Source organism: Streptomyces sp. NPDC001536 (genome assembly GCF_042894505.1).
Taxonomy (GTDB): Bacteria; Actinomycetota; Actinomycetes; order Streptomycetales; family Streptomycetaceae; genus Streptomyces.
On record NZ_JBIAVQ010000012.1, the window covers coordinates 160,157 to 183,867 of the forward strand.

Below are 23,711 nucleotides of genomic sequence, written 5' to 3' on the forward strand. Positions count from 1 at the left end.
CACCGCCCGCTCGGATGATGGGGGTATGGAGCATTTCGATCAGGCGGCCATGGCGGACTTCCTGCGGCGGCGCCGTGAGGCACTTCAGCCCCAGGACGTGGGCCTTCCCAAGGGAGCGCGGCGCCGGGCGACCGGGCTGCGCCGTGAGGAGGTCGCGGTGCTCGCCGGGATGTCGACGGACTATCTCGCCCGTCTCGAACAGCAGCGCGGACCGCGCCCGTCCGAGCAACTCCTCGCCGCGCTGGCCCGCGCCCTGCGGCTCAGCCTCGACGAGCGCGACCACCTCTTCCGCCTCGCCGGGCACGGTGTGCCGACCCGGGTGCGCCGCGAGGAGCACGTCAGCCCGGGGCTGATGCGGGTACTGGACCGCCTGGAGGACACCCCGGCACAGGTCATCTCCGACCTCGCGGAAACCCTCGTACAGAACCGTCTCGCCACCGCGCTGCTGGGCGACGAGACCCGGTACACGGGCATGGCCCGCAGCGGCTTCTACCGGTGGTTCACCGACCCACGCGCACGCGGCCGTTACGCGCGGGCCGATCACGCGCACCAGAGCCGTACCCATGTCGCGGGGTTGCGCGCGGCGATGTCGCGCGGCGGTGACGACCCGCGACTCGTGGCCATGGTCGACGACCTGCGCCGGCGCAGCGAGGAGTTCAGGGAGCTGTGGGAGCTGCACGAGGTCGCCGTGCAGATCGCGCGGCGCAAGACGCTGCTGCACCCCGAGGTCGGCGCGCTCCACCTGGACTGCCAGGTGCTGTTCACCGAGAACCAGGCCCAGGCCCTGCTCGTCTTCACGGCGACCCCGGGCTCGGAGGACCACGAGAAGCTCCAGCTCCTCAACGTGCTCGCGCACGGGCGTATCAGCGCCTGAGCGTGCCCGGCAAGACCTCAGACAGGGATCGTCGATGGGCGGACAAACGGTCCCTCCCTCCGCTGCCGCGTCCTTGCCATGCTGAGCGTCCACCGGGTCGTACGGGTCGGAATGCGGCGGCCCATGTCTGACGCCCGGTGCCCATGGACCCTTCCCCAACGAGGCACCCAGGAGCGCTCATGCAGGAATCCACCGGACAACACAGGCAGACCGGCTCCCGGTTCTCCCGTCGCGGCTTCCTCGGCGGCACCGCCGCCGTGGGGGCCGTCGGCGTCGGAGCCGTGGGGGTGGCCCAGGGCTCGACGCCCGCCGATTCCGCGCCGGACGGGATGCTGACCGTGCGCCTGAAGGTGAACGGCAGCGCGCAGACCCTGCACCTGGACCCCCGCGCCACACTCCTGGACACCCTGCGCGAGCGCCTGGAACTGACCGGCACCAAGAAGGGCTGCGACCGAGGCCAGTGCGGTGCCTGCACGGTCCATGTGGACGGCCGCAGGGTGCTGTCCTGTCTCACGCTGGCGGCGGCCGCCGACGGGAGCGAGGTCACCACCATCGAGGGCCTGGAGCCCGCCGCCGACCGGTTGCATCCGATGCAGCAGGCGTTCGTCGACTGCGACGGATTCCAGTGCGGCTTCTGCACCTCGGGACAGATCATGTCGGCCGTGGCGCTGGTCGAGGAGGGCCGCGCGCACACCGACGACGAGATCCGGGAGCACATGTCCGGCAACATCTGCCGGTGCAGCGCCTACCCGAACATCGTGCGGGCCGTGCAGGACGGCAAGAAGGCGATGAGCTGATGCGCACCTTCGGATTCACCGCACCCACCAGCGTGCGCTCCGCACTGGACCGGTCGAGCGGCACCAGCGCCTATCTCGCCGGCGGCACGACCCTGGTCGACCTGATGAAGCTCGGCGTGCTGGCCCCGCGCCGGGTCGTCGACATCAACCGCCTTCCGCTGCACGGCATTTCCCGTGACGAGCGCGGACTGCGCATCGGCGCGCTGGAGCGCATGGGTGACGTGGCCGCGCACCCCCTGGTCCGCACCCACTACCCCGTCATCAGCCAGGCGCTCGACCTCAGCGCCTCCCCCCAGCTGCGCAACATGGCGAGCATCGGCGGCAATCTGCTGCAACGCACCCGCTGCGGCTACTTCCGCGATGTGACCACACCCTGCAACAAACGCGAACCGGGCAGCGGCTGTTCGGCCCTCGACGGCGAGAACCGCATCCACGCGATCCTCGGCACCAGCGACTCCTGCGTCGCCACGCACCCCAGCGACCTGGCCGTCGCCCTGATGGCCCTGGACGCGGTCCTGAGCCTGCGCGGCCCGGACGGCGAACGCACCATCCCCCTACGGGAGTTCTACCGGCTGCCGGGCAGCACCCCGCACATCGAGAACGCCCTCAAGCCCGCTGAGCTGATCACCGGGGTGACCGTGCCCCCGCTGGCCTGGGCGCGGCGCTCGTCGTACCTGAAGATCCGTGACCGGCAGTCGTACGAGTTCGCCCTCGCCTCGGCCGCCGTGGCCCTGCGCCTGGACGGGGACACCGTCGTCGAGGCCCGTGTCGCGGTCGGCGGTGTCGGCACCCGCCCCTGGCGGCTGCCGGCGGTGGAACGCGCCCTGGCCGGCCGCCCCCGCACGGCCGCCACGTTCGAGGAAGCGGCGGCGCTCGCCGACGACGGAGCCCGCCCACTGACCCACAACGCCTACAAGACCACCCTGGTGCGCCGGACCGTGCAGCGCGCCCTGACCGAGCTCGGAGGTGCCCGATGACGCTGTCTCCCGTGGGCCGCGACCTCGACCGCGTCGACGCCCGGCCCAAGGTCACCGGACGGGCCAGGTACGCCGCCGACTACCAGGCGCGGGGCAAGGCGTACGGCTATCTCGTACAGGCCACGATCGGCAAGGGCGCCGTGCGCGCCATGGACACCACCGCGGCGGCCAAGGCCCCCGGTGTCGTCGCCGTGTACACGCCGTTCAACCCCCTCAAGCTCTACGCGCCGGCCGGCGGCCCCATCGTCGAGAACTACGCCCCGCTCCAGGACACCAGAGTCCGCTACCGCGGCCAGATCATCGGCCTGGTGGTCGCCGAGACCTTCGAGCAGGCCCGTTACGCCGCCGGTCTCGTCACCGCCACCTACGACGCACAGGAGCCGCGGACCTCCCTGTCGGCCGAGTCACCGGGCACCACGGCGCCGCCCTCGGACCGCGGGGGCCCGGCCAGGTCGACCGTGCTGGCCTCCGGGGTCGACTCGATCGAGGACGCCCTGCGCTCCTCCGACGTCACCGTGACCACGACCGTGACCCAGCCCGCGCAGAGCCATGCCGCGATGGAGCCGCACGCCGCCCTCGCCATCTGGCACGAAGGGCACCTGACCATCCACACCGGCACCCAGGCCCCGCTGATCCACGCCCAGAGCATCGCCGCCCGCATCGGCGTCGAGCCGGACCGGGTACGGGTCGTCAACCCCTACGTCGGCGGCGGATTCGGCAGCAAGGCGCCCACCTGGAGTGAGCCGGTGCTCGCGGCCGCCGCGGCCCGGGACCTCAAGCGGCCGGTGAAGCTGGTCCTCACCCGCGAGCAGGTCTTCGTCCTCACCGGTCACCGCTCGGCCCTCACCCAGCGGGTGCGGCTCGGCGCCTCGGCCGACGGCACGTTGAAGGTGGTCGCGCACGAGTCGGACGCGGAGGATCCCGCCGTCAGCGCATGGCCCATGCTCCCCGCCCAGGGCACCTCGACCCTGCTGTACAAGACGGAGAACCTCGCGATCGACCAGCGTCTCGTCGAACTCGACGTCCCGCCGGTCTGCGCGATGCGCGGCCCCGGCGAGTCACCCGGCGCCTTCGCCGTGGAGACGGCGATGGACGAACTTGCCGACAAGCTCGGTATGGACCCGCTGGAGCTGCGGCGCAAGAACTACGCCGTCACCGTCCCCGGCACCGGGCTGCGCTGGTCCGGCAAGCACTTGGACGAGTGCTATCGGGTTGGGGCCGAGCGGTTCGGCTGGTCGCGCCGCAGCCCCCGGCCGCGCTCGCGCCGTGAGGGCGACTGGCTGATCGGCATGGGCATGGCCACCGCCATCTACGGGGGCGGCCGTATCCCCGCCCAGGCCCGGGTCGGCTTCGAGGCCGACGGCACCGCCACCGTGGGTACCGCCACCGCCGATCTCGGCACCGGGGCGCGCACCGTCATCGCCGTCACCGCCGCCGATGCCCTGGGCATCCCGCTGCAACGGGTCACGGCGGACCTGGGCGACTCCGCGCTGCCCGCGGGAGCGATGGCCGCCGGCTCCCTGGCGACCGCCAGCTCCGTGCCCGCCGTACAGGCGGCGGCCCGCGCGGCCGTCACCGCCCTCATCGACCAGGCGGTGGGGAACGAGCGCTCGCCCTTCCACGGCCTGGACAAGGACGACGTGACCTACAGCGACGGACGGATCAGCGGCGGCGGACGCTCCGTCACCTTCCGGCGCCTGCTCCAGGCCATGGGCCTGCCCCGGGTCCAGGCCACGGCAGCCTCGTCGGCGCCCCCGCCGCCCGACCAGTACGCCCTGAACAGCTTCGGCGCGCACTTCTGCGAGGTGAAGGTGCACCGTCTCACCGGCGAACCGCGCGTCACCCGGTTCACGACGGTCATCGACGCCGGCCGCATCATGAGCGCGCGGACCACCCGCAGCCAGATCTCCGGCGCGGTCATCTTCGGCATCGGACACGCCCTGCTGGAGGCCAACCCCATGGAGGAGTCCGGGCGCTTCGCCGCCGGGAACCTCGCCGACTACCTGGTGCCCGTCAACGCCGACATCCCCGACCTGGACGTCCACTACCTCGACCGGCCCGACCCGGTCGTCAGCGAGCTCGGCGCCCGCGGCCTGGGCGAACTTCCTTCGGTCGGCGCGGCTGCGGCCATCGGCAACGCCGTCCACAACGCCACCGGCATCCGCGTCCGCGACCTGCCCATCACCCTCGACAAACTCCTGGGCTGACCTCTCAACACGCCTGTCAGGAACGACACTCATGCTCGAACTGGGCAAGGAACTACTGAAGCGCCTCGACGAGGCCGAGGGCGAGGGCGAGGGCGTGCCCCTCGCCGTGGCCACCGTCACGGCCGTACGCGGCAGCGCACCGCGCCCACCCGGCGCGACGCTCGCCGTCGACCGGGACGGTACCGCCCTCGGCAGCATCTCGGGCGGCTGCGTCGAAGGCAGCGTCCACGCACTGTGCACCGAACTGCTGGCCGATGACGCCGGGTTCGGCGCGGCGGTGCACAGCTTCGGCTACAGCGACGACGACGCGTTCGCGGTCGGGCTCACCTGCGGAGGCGAACTCGACGTCCTCGTCCAGCGCATCGACGCCGCGCAACGCCCGCAACTGCGCGCCGCGTTGGCGGACGCCGCCGAGGGCCGGGCCATCGCCCTGGTCACGGTCGTCGAGGGCCCCGGGCAACTGCTCGGGCAGGTCCTGACCGTACGCGACGACGGCAGCCACCTCGGAAGCCTCGGTGACTCCGGACTCGACCGGGAGGCGCTGGCCCAGGCACGCGCCGCCCTGGAGGCGGGAGGCACCAGGACGGTGAAGGTCGGCCCGCACACCAGCGGCGCCGGCCCGCTGACGCTGCTGGTGGAGTGCGCCCTGCCCGCTCCCCGCATGCTCGTCTTCGGCGCGATCGACCACGCCGCGGCGCTCGCGCAGGCCGGGGCGTTCCTCGGCTACCGGGTCACGGTCTGCGACGCACGGCCCACCTTCGCCACCGCGCGACGCTTCCCGTACGCCGACGAGGTCGTCGTCGACTGGCCGCACCGCTACCTCGACACCCAGCGGCTCGACCGGCGCGCCGTCGTCTGCGTCCTGACCCATGACCCGAAGTTCGACGTCCCCTTGCTGACCCGGGCCCTGCGGCTGCCGGTTGCGTACGTCGGCGCCATGGGCTCCTGGCGCACCCACCTCCAGCGCACGGACCTGCTCCGTGAGGCGGGGCTGACCGAGGCGGAGCTGGGGCGGCTCAAGTCACCGATCGGCCTGGACCTCGGGGGCAGGACACCCCAGGAGACCGCGCTGTCGATCACGGCGGAGATCGTGGCCCTCACCCACGGAGGGTCCGGTACGTCGCTCTCGACCGGGATACCCATCCACCACGACGACGCCCGCGCCGGAGCCGCACGCCCAGACCGCCGCACCGAACCGTTCGGTTTGGCAGAGGCGGTGGACGTGTGTATGCTCGAACCGAACCGTTTGGTTTGAACCTATTGGGAGCAACTCCATGCAGCAGCGCAATCTGGGCCGCCAGGGCCTGACCGTCTCCGAGATCAGCTACGGCGCGATGGGCACCGCCTTCGCCTACGGCCCCTCGGACGACACCGGATCGATCACCGCCATCCGCCGCGCCCACGAGCTGGGCGTGAACCACTTCGACACCGCCGAGATGTACGGCTGGGGAGAGGGCGAGAAGCTGCTCGGCCACGCCCTCGCGCCCATCCGCGACGAGGTGACCATCGCGACCAAGTTCGGCCTCACCCCGACCTTCGCGCCCAACTCGAAGCCGGACCACATCCGTGAGGTCGTCGACAACAGCCTCCGCAACCTGAACACCGACGTGATCGACGTGCTCTACCAGCACGGCCCCGACCCCGAGGTCCCGATCGAGGAAGTGGTCGGCGTGATGAAGGAGTTCGTCGACGCCGGAAAGGTCAAGTACCTCGGCCTGTCCAACACGGATGCCGACGCGATCCGCCGCGCCCACGCGGTGCACCCGATCTCGGTCCTCCAGCACGAGTACTCGGTCTTCGCCCACGACTCCGAGCAGTTCTTCCCGGTCCTGGAGGAGCTCGGTATCGGACTCGTCGCCTACTCCCCGCTGGCCCGCGGTTTCCTCAGCGGCGCCGTCCAGTCCCGCGAGCACTACGACCCGAGCGACATCCGCAACATGATCCCCTGGTGGGCTCCGGAGAACTTCGACCAGAACGTCTCCCTGGTCAACGAGCTCACCAAGGTCGCGGAGAGCAAGGGCGTCAGCCTCTCCCAGCTTGCCCTGGCCTGGCTGCTGGCGAAGAAGGACTACATCGTCCCGATCCCCGGCTCCCGCAACCCCGAGCGGGTCGCGCAGAACATCGCGGCCGCCGATCTGAAGCTGACCGCTGACGACGTGGCCCGCATCGACGAGATCGCCCCCGACGGCGCCATCGGCGCACGAGGCATGTGACCGCCACCCGCAGAGTCCGGCCGGCCCGCCGACCGAGCCTCTCATCAGGGCGGACGCCGCCCGGAGCGCTCCGTCGACTCAGAGGGTGAGGACGATCTTCCCCCGGGCATGGCCGGTCTCGCTCAGCCGGTGTGCCTCGGCGGCGTCCTCCAGGGGAAAGGTGGCCGCGAGGGGCACGGTGAAGAGGCCCTGCTCGGCGAGAGCGGCGGCCTCGGCCAGCCCTTCGACCGCCTGCGGATCCCCTCCGGGACCCGCCGAGGCCGACAGGTGGACTCCGTACTTCGCGGCGTCGAGGTCGGCGATGGTCACCACCCGGTCCGGGCTTCCGGCGAGGTCCACCAGGTCGGGCAGCGAACCGGATCCGGCGCAGTCCAGGACGGCGTCGACACCGTCCGGTGCGAGGGCGGAAACCCGATCGCCGAGCCCGGGGCCGTAGGTGGTCGGTATCGCTCCCAGCCCCGCGACGAACTCGTGGTTGTGCGCGCCGGCCGTACCGATGACGGTCGCGCCGCGGGCCACCGCGAGCTGGACGGCCACCGTGCCGACCCCGCCGGCGGCGCCCTCGATCAGCAGGGTGGTGCCAGCGGTGACCTTCAACAGGTCGAGGGTGCGCGCGGCCGTCTCCACGTTCGCGGCCGCGCCACCGGCCTGCTCCCAGCTCAGCGCGTCCGGCTTCGGCGCCCAAGTCGCCAGGACGGCGTACTCGGCGTTTCCACCGCCCAGCACCGCGAGGTCGACGATGCCGAAGACGGCATCGCCCGGCCGGACACCGGTGACCCCGGCGCCGACCTCGTCGACCACCCCCGCGGCATCCACGCCGAGCACATGGGGCAGCGGCACCGGCATGATGCCGCGCAGGCGGCCCGAACGGTGGGAACAGTCCGCGGGGGCAACGCCCGAAGCCCGGACGGCCACCCGGATCTGGCCCGGCCCCGCGTGTGGCGCCGGTACGTCGGCGATCTCGAGGACGCTTGTCGGGCCGTACTCGGAGAAGGTCAGTGCTCTCATGACCTCGGACGCTAACGGAACACCCCGTCCGTTTCCCTAAAGTGAGAGCGGTGACGAACCCTTTGCCTCACTCCCGGCGCTCCGATGCCCGGGACAACCGGGAGCGCATCCTCGCCGTGGCCCGCACGACGTTCGCCGAGCAGGGGCTGGAGGTGGCGATGCGTGAGATCGCTCGGCGTGCCGAGGTCGGCCCCGCGACCCTCTACCGGCACTTCCCGACCAAGGAGGCGCTGGTCGCCGAGGCCTTCGGTGAGCAGATGACCGTCTGCACCGCCCTCGTCGACGAGGGACTGGCCGATCCGGACCCTTGGCGTGGCTTCTGCCTGGTCATCGAGAAGGCGTGTGAACTGCAGGCACGGGACCGGGGCTTCACCGCGGCGCTCGCCTCGGCTTTCCCGCGTGCGGTGGACCTCGCCGCGGACCGGGAGCTGGCACTGCGCAAGCTCGTGGAGCTCGTCCGCCGGGCCAAGGCCGCGGGCGCTCTGCGACCGGACTTCGTCCTGGACGACCTGATCATGATGCTCATGGCCAACGGCGGCATCCGGGCCACCTCCACCGTCACCACGGTGGCCGCCTCACGTCGCTTCGCCGCGGTGCTGCTTCAGGGCCTGCGGGCCGAGCCGGCCGCCCCGCCCCTGCCCCCGGCGGTCCGACTGCCCCTGACGGCGGTGACCTAGCGGCCACGGTGCCGCTTACCACGCGTACTTGACCGCCGGAAGGGCGAGATCGTTCCTACGCGCAGCAGGATCACCCTCACCTCGGATGCCTCCTGCACGGGGATTGACGCCCCGGTGCGCCAGGCCCAAGGATCACCGCTGCAACAACGCGATTGAAACGATTCATAAACCCCTCGCTACCCTCCCCGCTCCCCCCGCTCACCGCACCTCCCCAGGAGCCCACGATGCCCCTCCTCACCCGCCGCTCCGCCCTGCGCTCGGCCATAGCCGTGGCCCTCGTTCCCACTCTGGGCTCCCTGACGCTGCCGGGCCTCGCGCCCGAGGCGTCCGCCGCTGTCTCATGGACGGCGAAGTGGATCTGGGCTCCGTCGAGTTCGACGAACCAGTGGGTGGCCTTCCGCAGATCGTTCACCCTCGGCTCCGCGCCCTCGAAGGCCGTGACCCAGATCGCGGCCGACTCGAAGTACTGGCTGTGGGTGAACGGCACCATGGTCGTCTTCGACGGCGGCCTCAAGCGCGGCCCGAACCGCACGGACACCTACTACGACGAGGTCGACCTCGCCCCGTACCTCACCAGTGGCTCCAACACCGTCGCCCTGCTGGTGTGGTACTTCGGCAAGCAGGGCTTCTCGCACAACAGCAGCGGCAGTGGCGGGCTGCTGTTCCAGTCCGACATCACCACCGGCTCGACCACCACCCGGCTGGTCAGCGACACCAGTTGGAAGCACACCGTCCACCCGGGCTACTCGAACAACACCAGCGGTACACAGGTCAACTTCCGGCTCCCCGAGTCGAACATCTTCTACGACGCCCGAGCCGCCGCCGTCGTCTCGGGCTGGCGCTCGCCCGGCTTCAACGACGGTGCCTGGACGGCGCCGACCGACTTCGGTGCCGCCGGCGCCGCGCCCTGGAACGCCCTCGTCCAGCGGCCCATCCCGCAGTTCCGCTACTCCGGTCTGAAGTCCTACGCCAACGCCTCCTCGCTGCCCTCCACCGGCCAGGGCGCCACCGCGATCTCGGCCACCCTGCCGTCCAACATCCAGGTGACCCCGTTCCTGAAGGTGGACGCCCCGGCCGGGGCGGTGATCGGCATCCAGACCGACCACTACGACGACGGCGCGGGCCTGACCGGGATCGAGCCGGGCACGCAGTACAACGTGCGCGCCACCTACGTCTGCACCGGCGGCGTCCAGGAGTTCGAGCCGCTTGCCTGGATGAGCGGCACGGCGGTCAAGTACACGATCCCGGCGGGCGTGAGCATCCTGGACCTGAAGTACCGCGAGTCCGGCTACGACACCGACTTCACCGGCTCCTTCAGCAGCAACGACGCCTTCCTCGACACCCTGTGGACCAAGGCCGCCCGCACCATGTACGTCAACATGCGGGACAACTACATGGATTGCCCGACCCGCGAACGCGCCCAGTGGTGGGGCGATGTGGTCAACCAGCTCAAGGAGGGCTTGTACACCTTCGACACCCGCTCCCACGCTCTCGGCAAGAAGGCCATCGCCCAGCTCGCCGCCTGGCAGAAGGACAGCGGGGCCCTGTACTCGCCGGTCCCGACGACGATCTGGACCGCCGAACTGCCCGTGCAGATGCTCGCCTCGGTGTGGTCGTTCTGGACGTACTACCTCTACACAGGCGACGCGAGCGCCGTCACCGTCGCCTACCCGGCGGTGAAGCGGTACCTCAATCTCTGGACCCTGGACGCCGACGGCCTGGTCAACCACCGCAGAGGCGACTGGGACTGGGAGGACTGGGGCTCCAACATCGATGCCCGCCTCCTGGACAACTCCTGGTACTACCTGGCCCTGGACACCGCCGCCAAGCTCGCCGACCTCAGCGGCAACGGCGGTGACGTGGCCGGCTGGCAGTCCCGGCGCGACAGCATCAAGTCCAACTTCGACCGCGTGCTGTGGAACGCGTCCAGGAACGAGTACCGCTCACCCGGCTACAACGGCGACACCGACGACCGCGGCAACGCCCTCGCGGTGGTCGCCGGACTGGCCCCCGCCGCCCGCTTCCGGCCGGTCACCGAGGTGCTGCGCACCCACCTCAACGCCAGCCCCTACATGGAGTTCTACGTCCTGGAAGCGCTGTACCTCATGGGCGCGGCCACCGTCGCCGAGGAGCGGATGCGCAACCGCTTCGCCGCCCAGGTCGCCGACCCCGACTGCCACACCCTGTGGGAGGTGTGGGACAAGGCCGCGGGCACCGACAACCACGCCTGGAACGGCGGCCCGCTGTACGCGCTGTCCGCGTACGCCGCCGGGGTCCGTCCCACCAGGCCCGGCTGGACGACGTACGAGATCGTCCCGCAGACCGGCACCCTCGCGAAGATCGACACCGTTGTGCCCACCGTCCAGGGCGACATCCGCTTCGGCATCACACGCGACGGCACCAAGGCCACCCTCACGCTCACCTCGCCGAGCGGGACCACGGCCCGGGTCGGCGTGCCCATCTACGGCGGCTCGCAGCCGGTCATCGCCGTGGGCGGCACCACCGTCTACGCCAACGGCGCCGCCACCGGCAGCGTCAGCGGTGTGGCCTACGACGGAAAGGACGCCTCCTACGTCTACTTCACCGTGCAGCCGGGCACCCGGACCTTCACGGCCACCGGCACGGGCCGCCTCGACGACCTCGCCCTGGGCAGGCCGGTCACCGGCAACAACAGCCTGGAGAACGGCGACTGGGGGAGGAGCCGGCTCACCGACGGCCGGCTCACCAGCGTGAGCGGGGCGAAGGGGTACACCAGCAACGAGTTCACGTCCGCCGACGTGTCCGCGAACCCGGTCTGGGTCGAGGTCGACCTCGGGGCCGACACCGACCTGGACGCCGTACGCCTCTTCCCGCGCACCGACACTGCGGCGGCGGGCGGCGGCACCGCGGGCTTCCCGGTCGACTTCACGCTCCAGACCCGCCCGGACGGCGGCACGTCCTACACCACGGTCCGCACCGTCACGGGCCAGCCGAACCCGGGCGGCCTCGTCCAGACGTACGGCTTCAGGACGACCACCGCCCGCTACGTCCGCCTTCAGGCCACACGGCTCGGCAGCCCCGCCTCCGACGAGACCACCAAGTACCGCCTTCAGCTCGCCGAACTCACCGTCCCCACCGCCGCGACCACCGTCACCGCCGCCTACACCCTGGAGAACGGCGACTGGGGCAAGACACGGGTCCTGGACGGCACCACCACCAGCGTGACCGGCGCCAAGGGCTTCACCAGCATCGACTTCCCGTCCGCCGACGTCAGCCGCACGCCGGTCTGGATCGAGATCGACCTCGGCACCGACCGCGCGATCGGCTCCGTCACCCTCTACCCGCGCACGGACACGAGTGGGGCCGGTGGCGGCTCGGCGGGCTTCCCGGCCGACTTCACCTTCCAGACCCGGGCCGACGGCGGCACGTCGTACACCACCGCCCGCACGGTCACCGGGCAGGCGAATCCGGCAGGAGCGGCCCAGACCTACACGCTCACCTCAGCCACCGGCCGCTACCTGCGCCTGCGGACCACCAGGTTGGGCACACCCGCCTCGGACGAGTCGGGCAAGTACCGCCTCCAGCTCGCCGAGATCCTCGTCCGGTAGCCCGCCGGCCGACGCCCGTCTCGTCCTGGGTAGCGGAATGGGTAGTTCCACGCATGCCGACCCTCGCATGATCACGAAATTCTTTGTGTTCCCACCCATCACGTGTCTCGTGGAGAAAGCGCTCTCTGCCTAGAGGGCGCTTCCTCTCGGAACACCGAAGGAAAGCAAAGAGTCCCATGGCTGCCCATGACACGCAGGGGGTCCGATGACCACCACGCTCCCGGACCCCGCCCGCAGCAGACCCAGATGGGTCTTGGCCCTCGTCGCCGCGGTGACGTCCGCAGCCCTCCTGGCCGGAGCGCTGGGCGGTGCCCTGATCACCGCCCAGCCCGCCATGGCGGCGCCCGGCACCCCGATCCTGCGGCTCGACACGGAGAACGGCGCCACCACCGCCAACTACCTGTCGTTCCTCGCCCAGCTCCGCGAGAACGTCGACTTCGAGGCCCAGGACGTCGACAACACGGTCGAGGGCACCACCGACCTGATCGACCACACCAACCCCAACTCCGTCGGCGCCACCGAGGCCGTCATCTACACCGAGGACGGACACGAGCTCCGTCTGCGGTTCCGCACGAGCGACCTGTACCTGGTCGGCTGGTACGACAGCACCGGCCGCTACCGCTACATCGGTCCGTCGTCGGAGGCCCGGATACCGGGCGCCCAGGCAAGCGACGCGCTGCAGCTGCTCGCGGGGTCGGACTACGGCTCCCTCGAACGCGAGGGCCAGGTCGACCGTACGACCATGGTGTTCAGCAGGATCGCCACCGAGGCCCACGCCATGAGCCTGTGGAAGTCCAGCAACGACGTGGCGATGGCCGCGGCGCTGGTGTACTTCGCCCAGTTCGTCTCCGAGGCCGCCAGGTTCCGCGGCATCCAGGACACGATCGCCCAGCAGGGGTTCAGCTCCACCGGCACCGACTCGTACGCCGTGGAGACGCGGCTCGACCCGCATCTCGTCGATCAGGAGACCGACTGGGGCCAGCTCAGCGAGCGGCTGCGGCAGGTCCAGCTCGCGGGCAGCGACCAGACGCCCATCCCGCTGACGGGCTGGTTCCGCAACGGCTTCGGTGACATCGTCGAGCTCTCGCTCAACCTCGCCCGCGACTACGCCCGCATCATGATGGTCGCCAACGGCTACCCCGGATACTCCAGCAGGCGGCACCTCGCGAACAGCGACACCCTGGTGGTCGCCTCCGACGGCTCCGGCGACTACGACACCGTGCAGGGCGCGATCGACGCACTGCCCACCGACGGGGGCGCGTACACGATCTCCATCGAGCCGGGCACCTACAACGAGACGATCACCGTGCCGTCCAGCAAGCCCTACCTGATGATCCGGGGCGCCAGCGGCAACGCCGCCGACGTCGTCATCACCGGCGACCGGGCGCACGGGATGCTCAAGCCCGACGGCACGCCCTACGGCACCGAGGGCAGCGCCGTGGCCACCATCAAGGCCCACGACGTCACCGTCGCCAACCTCACCATCCAGAACACCTTCGATCCCAAGGCCCACCCGGAGATCAGCCCGTACGAGACGCAGGCCGTAGCGCTGGCTGCCGAGGGCGACCGGCAGATCTACACCCAGGACCGCATCATCAGCAGCCAGGACACCGTCCTGGCGAAGTCACCCGTCCCCACCGACCAGAACCGGCAGTATTTCGTCGGCAGTTACATCGAGGGGAACATCGACTTCATCTTCGGCAACGCGACCGCGGTGTTCGACGGCTGCAACATCGCCATGCGCAACTGGGTCGGCGGCACGGTGCTGGCTCCGAACACCGACGAGAGCAAGAAGTACGGCATCCTCATCACCCACAGCACCATCTACACCAACGGGGTGCCGGCCAACACGATGTACCTGGGCCGGCCCTGGCACAACACCGCGACCGCCTCCCCGCAGGCGGTGATCCGCAACACCACGATCAACTCCGGTGTCACCGCCGCGCACCCGTGGACCGACATGACCACCGACTACTCCTGGACGCAGGCCCGTTTCAAGGAGTACCAGAACACCGGCCCCGGCGCGGGCGTGGGCGCGAACGCCCCGCAGATGTCCGACTCCGAGGCCACCGACTACACCGCCGCGAAGTACCTGGCCGGCACCGACGGCTGGGGCCCGGTCTTCCACTCGGAGTGACCGCACCACACAAGCCGTGACACCTGGAGCGGGAGGGGCCCGGACGTTCCGGGCCCCTCCCGTACGGCTCCTACGACGCCTGCTTCTCCGCCCACCAGGCCGCGACCGACGCCCGTGAGCGGAAGCCGAGTTTGCCGAGGATGTTCTCGACATGGCGGTCGGCCGTACGCGGTGACAGCACCAGCTCGGCGGCGATCTGCCGGTTGCTCAACCCTTTGGCCACCAGCGACGCGACCTGCCGCTCCCGGCGGGACAGCGGGCAGTCGGCGTCGTTCGAGCCGACCGCGGGGGCGCCGCCGCCGACTGCGGCGACCGTGTCCGCGCCGGAACCCTCCCCGGCGGCCAGGGCGAAGCCGACGGCCCGGTCGGGGGTGCCGTGCAGGCCGCCCGCCGTGAACGCCGCGGCGTAGGCCGCACGGCCCAAAGCCGCGACGGCCGCCTCCTCGCAGCTCAGGTGATGTCCGGCCATCTGCGGACCGAACGCGGCGATCGACGTGCCGGCATCGCGCCACAGGGCGTCCGCCGAGCCCAGCAGTCCGGCCGCCCGGGCAGGTGCGCCGCCAGCGGCGGTGGCCCAGGCGAGCAGTTCCAGCATCCGCGCGACCATCGCGTAGTCGTTGAAGCCCCGCATGCACTCCAGCGCGGACCTGGTCAGCGCCTCGGCCGCCTCCCGGTCGCCCCGGTCCCAGGCGCCGTGACCCAGAGCCATGAGCACCTGCCCACGGCCCCATCGCTCGCCGCTCGCCTCGCTGGAGGCGATCAGCCGGGCGCTGGTCAGGGGTGCGCGGGGATCACCGGCGTAGGCCTGCCCGCAGGCCAGAGCGAGCAGCCAGGAGGTGGCCTCGCGCTCGTCGCCGAGTGCCGTCATCACGGCCAGCGCCTCCTCGTAGCGGCCGAGGCTCTCCTCCGGTCGTCCCCGGTAATGCGCCGAGACCCCGCGAAGCCCCGACGCCGTGGTCCGGACCGCCGTGTCGTCCAGCACCTCGCCCAGGTGCTCCGCCTCGTCCATCCAGCGGTCGGCCGTCGTGAGGTCGCCCTGGTTCTGCGCCACCCAGGTCGCGCCGAGCAGTGCCCAGGCGCGCTCGGACGTGGGCTCGGGGCCGGCCGCCAGTGCCTGTTCGAAGCGGCGGCGCCCCTCACTGAGGAAACCTCCCACGCACCAGTGGAAGTTGAGCGCCGATACCAGCCGGAGCCGGATCCGAGGATCGGCGTCCCACTCCAGTGCGGCCAGCAGGTTGGTGTGGTCGGCACGGAGCATGGCCAGGCTCTCCACCTGGCCGGGACCGTACCAGTCCCGGTTGGCGCGCTCGGCCACGCCGAGGAAGAAGTCCTGATGCCGCACGCCCAGTTGGTGCTGTTCCCCGGAGTCCGTGAGCCGTTCCCTGCCGTAGTGCCGGACGAGTTCCAGCATCCGATAGCGCGGCAGGCCCTCCACCTCACAGGTCAGGACGACGGACTGGGCGACCAGCCGATCGAGCAGATCCGGTACCTCGCGCCGGGCGATGCCCTCGCCGGCGCAGACCGCCTCGGCCGCCTCCAGGGTGAAACCACCTGTGAAGACGGACAGCCGGCTCCACAGCAGCCGCTCTGTCGGGCAGCACAGCTCGTAGCTCCACTCGATCATTCCGCGCAGGGTGCGCTGGTGGCGCGGTGCGGTCCGGCTGCCCCCGGTCAGCAACGCGAACCTGTCCTCGAGCCGGTCCGCCAACTGTTCGACGGTGAAGCTCCGCAGCCGGGAGGCGGCCAGTTCGATCGCCAGCGGCAGTCCGTCCAGGTCGGCGCAGAGCCGCAGGACTTCAGCGCTGTTCGCCGGGCCGACGGCGAATCCCGGGCGCACGGCCGTGGCCCGGTCCCGCAGCAGTTCGGCCGCCTCGTCCGGCGGCAGTGGCTGAACGGCCAGGACATGTTCGCCGGTCACGCCGAGTGTGTGACGACTCGTCGCCAGGATGCGCAGCTCCGGTGCGGCGGACAGAAGCGTCTGGGCAAGTTCGGCACAAGCGGCGATCAGGTGCTCGCAGTTGTCCAGGATCAGTAGTGTCCGCTGCCGTGCCAGGTAGGCGGTGAGCTGGTCGATGACGGGACGGGAGCCGAGATCCGGCATCCGCAGCGCACCCGCCACGGTGGCCGCCACGGCCGAGGGGCCGTGCGTCGGGGCCAGGTCCACCAGCCACACCCCGTCCGGGAAGGCCTTCACCAAGTCGGCGGCCGCCGCCAGCGCGAGCCGCGTCTTGCCCACGCCGCCCACACCGGTGAGCGTCAACAGCCGCTCCGCGCCCAGCAGACGGCGGATCTCCGCGACCTCATGCCGCCGCCCGACGAAACTCGTGAACGCTGCGGGCAGATTCGCCGAACCGGCGGTCATATATGTCATCCCGACAAAACACCCTTCAAGGAAGCCTCTTGGGATGATTACGCAACATTCACGCTTGTTCCACAAAGAAAGGTCAAAGCCGAATGAAAGGGTTAAATCTTCCTATATCCACCGGCAGGTCGGGCTGTCTGCCCGGCGACAGACACGGTCTCCGTGGTCAGGCGACCGAGGGAGAGGCCGGCAGATTCTGGTCGGCGGCCCAGGAGGCGAGAATGCGCAACCGCTCGTGGGTGGGGGAACCGGGTGCGGCCGTCCAGACGGTGAGGTGCTGGTCCGGGTCGGTGTTGGCGGTCAAGGTGTCCCAGTCCAGGACGAGTTCGCCGACCACCGGGTGGTTGAGCGTCTTCGTGCCCACCGTGCGGGCAGCGACCCGGTGGTCGCCCCACCACTGGGCGAACTGCTTGTCACGCAGGGACAGTTCACCGACCAGCTCGATGAGGCGGGGGTCCTCCGGATACTGCGCGGCTTCCATCCGCAACTGCGCCACGGCGAGCCGCGCGGAGGTCTCCCAGTCCGCGTACAGCGTGCGCATGGCCGGATCCGTGAAGCTGATCCGCGGGTAGTTGCGGTGCCTCTCGGGGATCCGGGAGAAATCGGTGACCAGGGCGGCGGCCAATGCGTTCCAGGCCAGGATGTCCCCGCGCCGGCCCTGCACGATGGCCGGGGTGGCGGTGAGATCGTCCAGGACCCGCTGCAACTGCGGCTGGACCTTCTGCCGCCCCCGGCTGCGGGCGCGCGTGGTGGTCTTGCCGGCGAGCTGGAAGAGATAGCCGCGTTCGTCGTCGTCGAGATGGAGCACTCGGGCGAGCGTGTCCAGCACGGGCGCGGACGCCTGCATACGGCCCTGCTCGAGACGCGTGTAGTAGTCGGTGCTGATGCTGGCGAGCTGGGCGACCTCTTCGCGGCGCAGCCCGGCGACCCGGCGGGGGCCGCCGTTGTCGGGCAGGCCGACAGTGCGCGGGCTCAGCTCGGCGCGGCGCTTCTTGAGGAACTCTCCCAGCTCGTTGAGGGGAACATTGCCGGTCATGCCGTTCAGCATGGCATCGATCGCAACTGAGGAAGGAGGGAGAGTTTTGACCCAGGATGGCTCCCTCCCCGGATGTCCTTCTCCACTTTTGGCTCTTGCCCCGGCGTGTGAGGCTCGACATCGAGCGGCCTGCGCGGCGATCCCGAGCGCCGGACCGGCCATGTCCCCGCAAGCCCGAGCGAAGCCCTTCCACCCACAAGGACTCCCCATGACGACCTTCGCACTCATCGGTGCCGGCCCCGGCCTCGGGCTCGCCACCGCCCGCCGCTTCGGCACCGCCGGACACACCGTCGCCCTCATCTCCCGCAACGCCGAGAAGCTGGACGCACTGACCGCCGAGCTGGCCCGCGACGGCATCCGGGCGCAGGGCTTCACCGCCGACGTCCTCGACATCGAGTCACTGGACGCGGCCCTGTACGCGGCGGCGGCCGCCCTGGGGCCCATCGAGATCCTGCAGTACAGCCCCGTCCCTCGCGCCGATTTCATGAAGCCGGTCCTGGAGACGACCGCCGACGATCTCTCAGCGCCGCTCGCCTTCTCCGTCAAGGGCCCGGTCACCGCGGTGAACGCCGTCCTGCCCGGCATGCGCGAACTCGGCCACGGCACGCTGCTGTTCGTCAACGGCGGCAGCGCCGTACGCCCCAACCCCAAGGTCGCCGGCACCTCGGTCGCCTTCGCCGCCGAGAGCGCCTACGCCCGCATGCTCCACGACGCGCTCGCCCCGGAGAACATCCACGCCGCCCAGCTGATCATCCCGGGAGCCATCCGCCCCGACGCCGAGCACAGCAGCCCTGAGGTGCTGGCCGCCCGCCTGTACGACATCCACCTCAAGCGCGACGGCTTCCGCCACTACGCCGAGCCCCTGCCCGACTGACGCCCCCGGAGGGTGCCGTGAGCATGACCACGCGTTCCACTCTTGCACGCACCGTACCGGCCGCCTTACTGCTGGCGGTCACCGCCTGTACCGATGAGACGTCCCCGTCCCCGTCCCCGTCTTCCGCGCCGTCCGCGTCCGCGTCCGCGTCCGCGTCCGCGTCCGCGTCCGCGTCCGCGTCCGCTTCCGCTTCCGCTTCACAGCGAACGCCGACGGCGACGGCGACGGCGACGGCGACGGCACCAGCCTCACCCTCCGAGGACAAGGGCACCGCCATGAACCTCCGGCTCACCATCGACGGCCACCGGGTCGACGCCACCCTGAACGACAGCGCCACGGCCCGCGACTTCGCCGCCCTGCTCCCGCTCACGCTGGACCTGAGCGACTTCCACGAGACCGAGAAGATCGCTGACCTGCCGCGTCGGCTGTCCACCTCCGGCGCCCCGGACGCCGCCGAAGCCAAGCCCGGTGACCTGGCGTACTACGCGCCCTGGGGCAACCTGGCGCTCTACTACCGAGGCAGCGGCTCCCGCGACGCCGGCCTGATCATCCTCGGCCACATGAACGGCGACACCGAACGCCTCGCCACCGCCACCAAGGTCACCATCGAAACCGCCTCCTGACGTGGCTCACTCTCGACGGGAGAAACGCACGTGAACCCCACCTACGACTTCACCGGCCAGGTCGCCCTCGTCACCGGCGCCGGCTCGGGCATGGGCCTGGCGACCGCCCGGGCCTTCGCCGAGTCGGGGGCCGCCGTCGCCCTCACCGACATCGACGAAGCCGCTCTGGACGCGGCCGTCAAGGAACTCACCGACGCCGGTCACCGAGCACTCGCCCTCACCTGCGACGTCAGCGACGAGGACCAGGTGGCGGCCGCGGTCGACCGCACGGTGGAGACCTTCGGACGTCTGGACTTCGCCTACAACAACGCCGGCATCCAGATCCCGGCCAGCGACGCCGCCGAGGAACCCGCCGAGCGGTTCGACCGGGTCAACGCCATCAATCTGCGTGGTGTGTGGGCCTGTATGAAGCACGAGCTGCGGCACATGCGTGCCCAGGGCGGCGGGGCCATCGTCAACTGCTCCTCCCTCGGCGGCCTGGTGGGCCTTCCCGGCCGAGCCTCCTACCACGCCTCCAAGCACGGCGTGATCGGCCTGACCACGAGCGCGGCCCTGGAGTACGCCCCGCGCGGCATCCGTATCAACGCCATCTGCCCCGGCACCATCGACACCCCGATGGTCAGCGACATGATCGCCAAGGGTGATCTCGACCGCGCCGAGGCCGAGGCCAACCAGCCCATCAACCGCCTCGGTACGGCCGAGGAGATCGCCCAGGCGGTCCTGTGGCTGTGCAGTCCGGGAGCCGGTTTCGTCGTAGGCGTCGCCCTCCCCGTCGACGGCGGCTACGTCGCTCGATGACGGTGTGGGAGCCGTGGCCACGCGACGGACGGCGGCTCCCACACCTCATGCCGCGCCCGAACGGGGCTGAAAACAATTGACGGGGGCACTCGGCCTTCTGCGGCACCGATGGATGCCGCTCCCTGGAGGAAAGAGAAAGCCGTGTACATAGGTCTGGGTACTGTCGTCGTCATCATTGTCATCGTCGCTGTCGTCCTGATTCTGCGCCGCCGCTGACGGAAACGTGAATCGACGCGACTGTGTTGATTCTTGTACTTCCTGGCGCCTGATGCCGAGATATTCGAAATGGAAAATGGTGTGGGGCGGGAAACGGCGGGCACTCGCCCTGCCGAGGGGCCGCCCACCGAAATACCGGACGGGGGTTTCCTCGGTATTCACGCGCTATAAGGGGAGGTTTGTATGATGGACAACATGTGGGGTTACCCGCCCGAGTCGGGTCACCAGACGGGGACGGACCTGACCGGATTCAAGGTCGAGGCGAGCGACGGCTCGATCGGCAAGGTCGACAAGCACTCGGAGGACGTCGGGGCCGCGTTCATCGTGGTCGACACCGGAGTGTGGATCTTCGGCAAGACGGTTCTTCTCCCCGCCGGAGTCATCTCGTCCATCGACATCGCGGAGCGGACGGTCCACGTCGGCCGCACCAAGGAGGAGATCAAGAACTCCCCCGAATTCGACAAGGACAAGCACATCGGTGATCCCGGCTACCACGAGCAGGTCGGTGGATATTACGGAGAGCACCGAGCCTGACCGAAACTCCGCGGCACACAGGGGCGGGCACCGGCGTTCTGCCGGTGCCCGCCCTTCGCTGTGCCTGTTGACGTGTCGGGCCAGTCGAGCAGGGCACTTGGTAGGCAGGCTGGGTTCAGCGACGTTCCCCTTGGGGGCTGGTCCGGTCCAGGCTCCTCTGGTTCAAGACAGAGCTGGGGGAGCCGCCGGGGAGGGATCAGGGCGGGCTGCCCTGTTCGCAGACGAGGCGGGCGACCTCGCGGAGCTTGATGTTGTTCTCCTGGGAGTAGCGGCGCAGCACGTCGAACGCCTCGTCCTCGGTGAGATGGCGGCTGCCCATGAGGATGCCCATGGCCTCGCCGATCATGTGGCGGGTGGCGACGGCGTGTTCCATCTGGGCATGGGTGCGGGCGCTGGAGAAGGCGATCGCCGCATGTGACGCCAGCAGCCAGCCGGCCACCTCGCTGGCCTCGGTGAACGCGCCGGGTTTACGGGAATAGAGATTCAGCGCGCCGAAGTCTTCGTCGTCGGTGAACAGCAGGAAGCCCATCATGCTGCCCACCCCGAGAGCGTGGGCCTGCGGGGCGAAGGTGGGCCAGCGCTGGTTCTCGCCGCTGAGGTCGGCGATGCGGAAGACCCGCTCGCCCCGCGTGCTGCGAGCGGTGTCGAAGCACGGGCCTTCCCCCAGCTGCTGCTGAAGCAGGTCGTTGTCGGTGACCAGCCGGTGGGTCGGGGCGAGGGTCTCCACCTTGGTGTCGTGCAGGACCAGGATGCCGGCTGCGTCACAGCCGTCGACCAGCTCGGTGGCCGATGCGGTGATCCGCTCGAGCGTCGCGTTGACCGATTCCTGCGCCAGCAGGCCCCGCGCCATCGACGCCATCTGCTGCGCGAACCGGCTCCAGTCCATGTGGCCCTCCGCTTCGCATCGCTTGGACAAGCGTTCTCCCCAGTTTTTCACGCGACCTTCCCGGTGCGCAGGCACGGACAGTCGCCCCGGGCAAGTTCGTGAGGGTGGTTCGGTCAGATGTCGCGCTTCTCCAACGGCCGAACCGCGGGCCCCTGGAGGATCTGTCCGTCCGGGGCGAAGCGGGAGCCGTGGCACGGGCATTCCCATGCCTGTTCCGCGCGGTTGAAGGCCACGATGCAGCCGAGATGGGTGCAGCGGGCCGAGACCGCGTGCAGCTGACCGTCCTCGTCTCGGTGCACGGCGCATTGCCGGCCGCCGCTCCGAACCACGGCCCCTTCGCCGCGGGGGATGTCCTCCGGTGCCGGGCCCGTCGGCGTCGGCAACCGGTCGCCGACGAAGTGCCGGGCCACGTGAGCCTGATGCTTCAGGAACGACCCGCCTTCGCGGACCACGGAGGCCAGGCGGCGCGGATCGTAGAGACCGCTCCACTCGCACTCGCGTCCGCGCACGAGGTCACTGAGCAGGCCGCCCGCCATGATGCCGCCGCTCAGCCCCCAGCCGCCGAACCCGGTGGCCACGTAGGTGTGCCGGCTGCGGGCGTGGAGCGGTCCGATCAGCGGCACGGAGTCGGTGGAGTCGTTGTCCTGGGTGGCCCAGCGATGGGTGAGCGTGAGGCCCGGGAAGCGGTCCTCGGCCCAGGCGGACAGCCGGGCGAAGCGCTCCTCCACGTCGGCGGCACCGGGGGTGAAGTGCTCCCCGGTGACGATCAGCAGGCGCTTGCCGTCGCCGTACGGCGCGCTGCGGACCGACCGGGTGTTCTGCTCAGGAGTGATGTACATGCCGCGCGGGGCCAGGGCCTCGTCGACGGTCCCGGCCACCACCAGCTCCCGCCTCGGAGACAGTCTCGCGAAGAGCAGGGCCCGGTCGAACACGGGATAGTGCGTGGCGACCACGACCTCGCCGGCCCGCACCGACACCCCGGCATCGGTCGTCAGCACGCAGGGTTCGCCCTCGCTGAGGCCCACGACCCGGGTGCCCTCGTACACGGCACCGCCGCGCCGGCGCAGGTCGTCCACGAGCGCCAGCAGGTACTTCCGCGGGTGGAACTGGGCCTGGCCCGTCACCCGGACCGCGCCGGCCACCGGGAAGGGCAGGTCGGTCTCCGTGACGAAGTCGGCCGGCAGACCCGCCTCGCGCGCCGCGACCGCCTCGGCCCGCAGCTGCGCCACACCCTGCGGGTCCTCGGCATACGTGAAGGCCGCCGCCTCCTCCCACTCGCAGTCGATGCCCAGCTCCTCCACCAGCTCGGCGGCGTGCCGGATCGCGGCGGACTGGGAGCGCGCGTACAACCGTGCGCCCTCGGGGCCGCGGGTGCGACGGAGATGGTCGTAGACCAGCGTGTGCAGGGCGGTCAGCTTGGCAGTCGTGCCGGCGGTGACCCCGGCGGCGAGCCGCCCGGCCTCCAGCACGGCCACCTCGCGACCCTGCCGGGTCAGTTCCCAGGCCGTACTGAGCCCCGCGATGCCGCCACCGACCACCGCGACGTCGACGGAGAGATCACGCGACGGCGGGGGAGCGGACGGCTCGCTGGGAGGTGCGGTCTCCAGCCAGTACGATCCCGTGATTCCTGCCTTGGTACTCATGGCCGCCGGGTTCCCCCACGGCGACGGGATACGCGAAACCACCCTGTTGCTGCCGAGTCCCTGCCGCCCCTTCCCACCGGAGCGGCGGGACGCGTCCCGTACCCGTCGCGCGCTGCCCGAGCCACGAGCCACTCGGCATTCTGCGGCCTGGATGATCGCGGGAGTGTCCGTTGTGTCGTGTGAGGTCTGTTCCGCAGGGCACTCGAAGCAGCGACGCATTGGTCGGGTGTGCCCACAAGGGTTCGCCTGTGAGGCGCCCCTG

General features: G+C 70.6%; 18 protein-coding genes. 13 read left to right on the plus strand and 5 right to left on the minus strand.

Features of this window, described 5'->3' with window-relative positions:
- The first annotated feature begins 25 nt into the window (after positions 1–25).
- The 6 genes from ACFY0U_RS30235 to ACFY0U_RS30260 all read left to right on the plus strand — a co-directional run bounded on the left by ACFY0U_RS30235 (position 26) and on the right by ACFY0U_RS30260 (position 7,068).
- Positions 26–874 carry a helix-turn-helix transcriptional regulator gene (locus ACFY0U_RS30235; protein WP_388641204.1) on the plus strand — a complete coding sequence of 283 codons (849 nt, stop codon included), beginning with the start codon at positions 26–28 and terminating at the stop codon, positions 872–874.
- A 179-nt stretch (positions 875–1,053) separates the two neighbouring features.
- Entirely contained in the window at positions 1,054–1,671 is a 618-nt protein-coding gene (locus ACFY0U_RS30240) for a (2Fe-2S)-binding protein (protein WP_388641206.1), read from the plus strand.
- A complete protein-coding gene (locus ACFY0U_RS30245) occupies positions 1,671–2,648 on the plus strand; it encodes an FAD binding domain-containing protein (protein ID WP_388641208.1) in 978 nt (325 codons plus the stop codon). Before ACFY0U_RS30240 ends, ACFY0U_RS30245 begins: the two co-directional genes overlap by 1 nt.
- Complete coding sequence (locus ACFY0U_RS30250; RefSeq protein WP_388641210.1) at positions 2,645–4,855, plus strand: xanthine dehydrogenase family protein molybdopterin-binding subunit; 2,211 nt, start codon at positions 2,645–2,647, stop codon at positions 4,853–4,855. Before ACFY0U_RS30245 ends, ACFY0U_RS30250 begins: the two co-directional genes overlap by 4 nt.
- Before the next feature lie 31 nt (positions 4,856–4,886).
- Positions 4,887–6,110, plus strand: coding sequence for an XdhC family protein (locus tag ACFY0U_RS30255; RefSeq protein WP_388641212.1), 1,224 nt, complete (start codon positions 4,887–4,889; stop codon positions 6,108–6,110).
- 19 nt (positions 6,111–6,129) lie between these two features.
- Positions 6,130–7,068, plus strand: coding sequence for an aldo/keto reductase (locus ACFY0U_RS30260; protein ID WP_388641214.1), 939 nt, complete (start codon positions 6,130–6,132; stop codon positions 7,066–7,068).
- A gap of 78 nt (positions 7,069–7,146) precedes the next feature.
- Here the strand turns inward: ACFY0U_RS30260 and ACFY0U_RS30265 are convergent, their stop codons facing one another.
- Positions 7,147–8,076 (minus strand): NADP-dependent oxidoreductase, encoded by a 930-nt coding sequence (locus ACFY0U_RS30265; protein ID WP_388641215.1) that lies wholly within the window; start codon positions 8,074–8,076, stop codon positions 7,147–7,149.
- Between the two features lie 50 nt (positions 8,077–8,126).
- Between ACFY0U_RS30265 and ACFY0U_RS30270 the strand changes: the two genes are divergently transcribed.
- The 3 genes from ACFY0U_RS30270 (at position 8,127) to ACFY0U_RS30280 (ending at position 14,477) form a co-directional block, all read left to right on the plus strand.
- Entirely contained in the window at positions 8,127–8,753 is a 627-nt protein-coding gene (locus ACFY0U_RS30270) for a TetR/AcrR family transcriptional regulator (RefSeq protein WP_388641216.1), read from the plus strand.
- A 224-nt stretch (positions 8,754–8,977) separates the two neighbouring features.
- Positions 8,978–12,340, plus strand: a complete 3,363-nt coding sequence (locus ACFY0U_RS30275; RefSeq protein ID WP_388641218.1) for a discoidin domain-containing protein — start codon at positions 8,978–8,980, stop codon at positions 12,338–12,340.
- Positions 12,341–12,545: 205 nt separating this feature from the next.
- A complete protein-coding gene (locus ACFY0U_RS30280) occupies positions 12,546–14,477 on the plus strand; it encodes a pectinesterase family protein (RefSeq protein ID WP_388641219.1) in 1,932 nt (643 codons plus the stop codon).
- A 70-nt stretch (positions 14,478–14,547) separates the two neighbouring features.
- Here the strand turns inward: ACFY0U_RS30280 and ACFY0U_RS30285 are convergent, their stop codons facing one another.
- Positions 14,548–16,848: an ATP-binding protein gene (locus ACFY0U_RS30285; RefSeq protein ID WP_388641221.1), complete on the minus strand. Its 2,301-nt coding sequence runs from the start codon at positions 16,846–16,848 to the stop codon at positions 14,548–14,550.
- A 157-nt stretch (positions 16,849–17,005) separates the two neighbouring features.
- On the minus strand, positions 17,006–17,887 hold the full coding sequence (locus ACFY0U_RS30290) for a helix-turn-helix domain-containing protein (RefSeq protein ID WP_388641223.1): 882 nt from the start codon (positions 17,885–17,887) through the stop codon (positions 17,006–17,008).
- A gap of 196 nt (positions 17,888–18,083) precedes the next feature.
- Between ACFY0U_RS30290 and ACFY0U_RS30295 the strand changes: the two genes are divergently transcribed.
- The 4 genes from ACFY0U_RS30295 to ACFY0U_RS30310 all read left to right on the plus strand — a co-directional run bounded on the left by ACFY0U_RS30295 (position 18,084) and on the right by ACFY0U_RS30310 (position 20,920).
- Positions 18,084–18,749: an SDR family NAD(P)-dependent oxidoreductase gene (locus tag ACFY0U_RS30295; RefSeq protein ID WP_388641224.1), complete on the plus strand. Its 666-nt coding sequence runs from the start codon at positions 18,084–18,086 to the stop codon at positions 18,747–18,749.
- Positions 18,750–19,024: 275 nt separating this feature from the next.
- A complete protein-coding gene (locus ACFY0U_RS30300) occupies positions 19,025–19,372 on the plus strand; it encodes a cyclophilin-like fold protein (protein WP_388641226.1) in 348 nt (115 codons plus the stop codon).
- A gap of 30 nt (positions 19,373–19,402) precedes the next feature.
- Positions 19,403–20,170: an SDR family NAD(P)-dependent oxidoreductase gene (locus ACFY0U_RS30305; protein WP_388641228.1), complete on the plus strand. Its 768-nt coding sequence runs from the start codon at positions 19,403–19,405 to the stop codon at positions 20,168–20,170.
- A gap of 399 nt (positions 20,171–20,569) precedes the next feature.
- Positions 20,570–20,920, plus strand: a complete 351-nt coding sequence (locus ACFY0U_RS30310) for a PRC-barrel domain containing protein (protein WP_388641230.1) — start codon at positions 20,570–20,572, stop codon at positions 20,918–20,920.
- Positions 20,921–21,116: 196 nt separating this feature from the next.
- On the opposite strand, the gene ACFY0U_RS30315 is transcribed toward ACFY0U_RS30310, so the two are convergent.
- Together ACFY0U_RS30315 and ACFY0U_RS30320 are read right to left on the minus strand one after the other, a co-directional pair.
- A complete protein-coding gene (locus ACFY0U_RS30315; RefSeq protein ID WP_388641232.1) occupies positions 21,117–21,806 on the minus strand; it encodes a GAF and ANTAR domain-containing protein in 690 nt (229 codons plus the stop codon).
- A 113-nt stretch (positions 21,807–21,919) separates the two neighbouring features.
- Complete coding sequence (locus ACFY0U_RS30320; protein ID WP_388641234.1) at positions 21,920–23,449, minus strand: FAD-dependent oxidoreductase; 1,530 nt, start codon at positions 23,447–23,449, stop codon at positions 21,920–21,922.
- Positions 23,450–23,711: the final 262 nt, after the last annotated feature.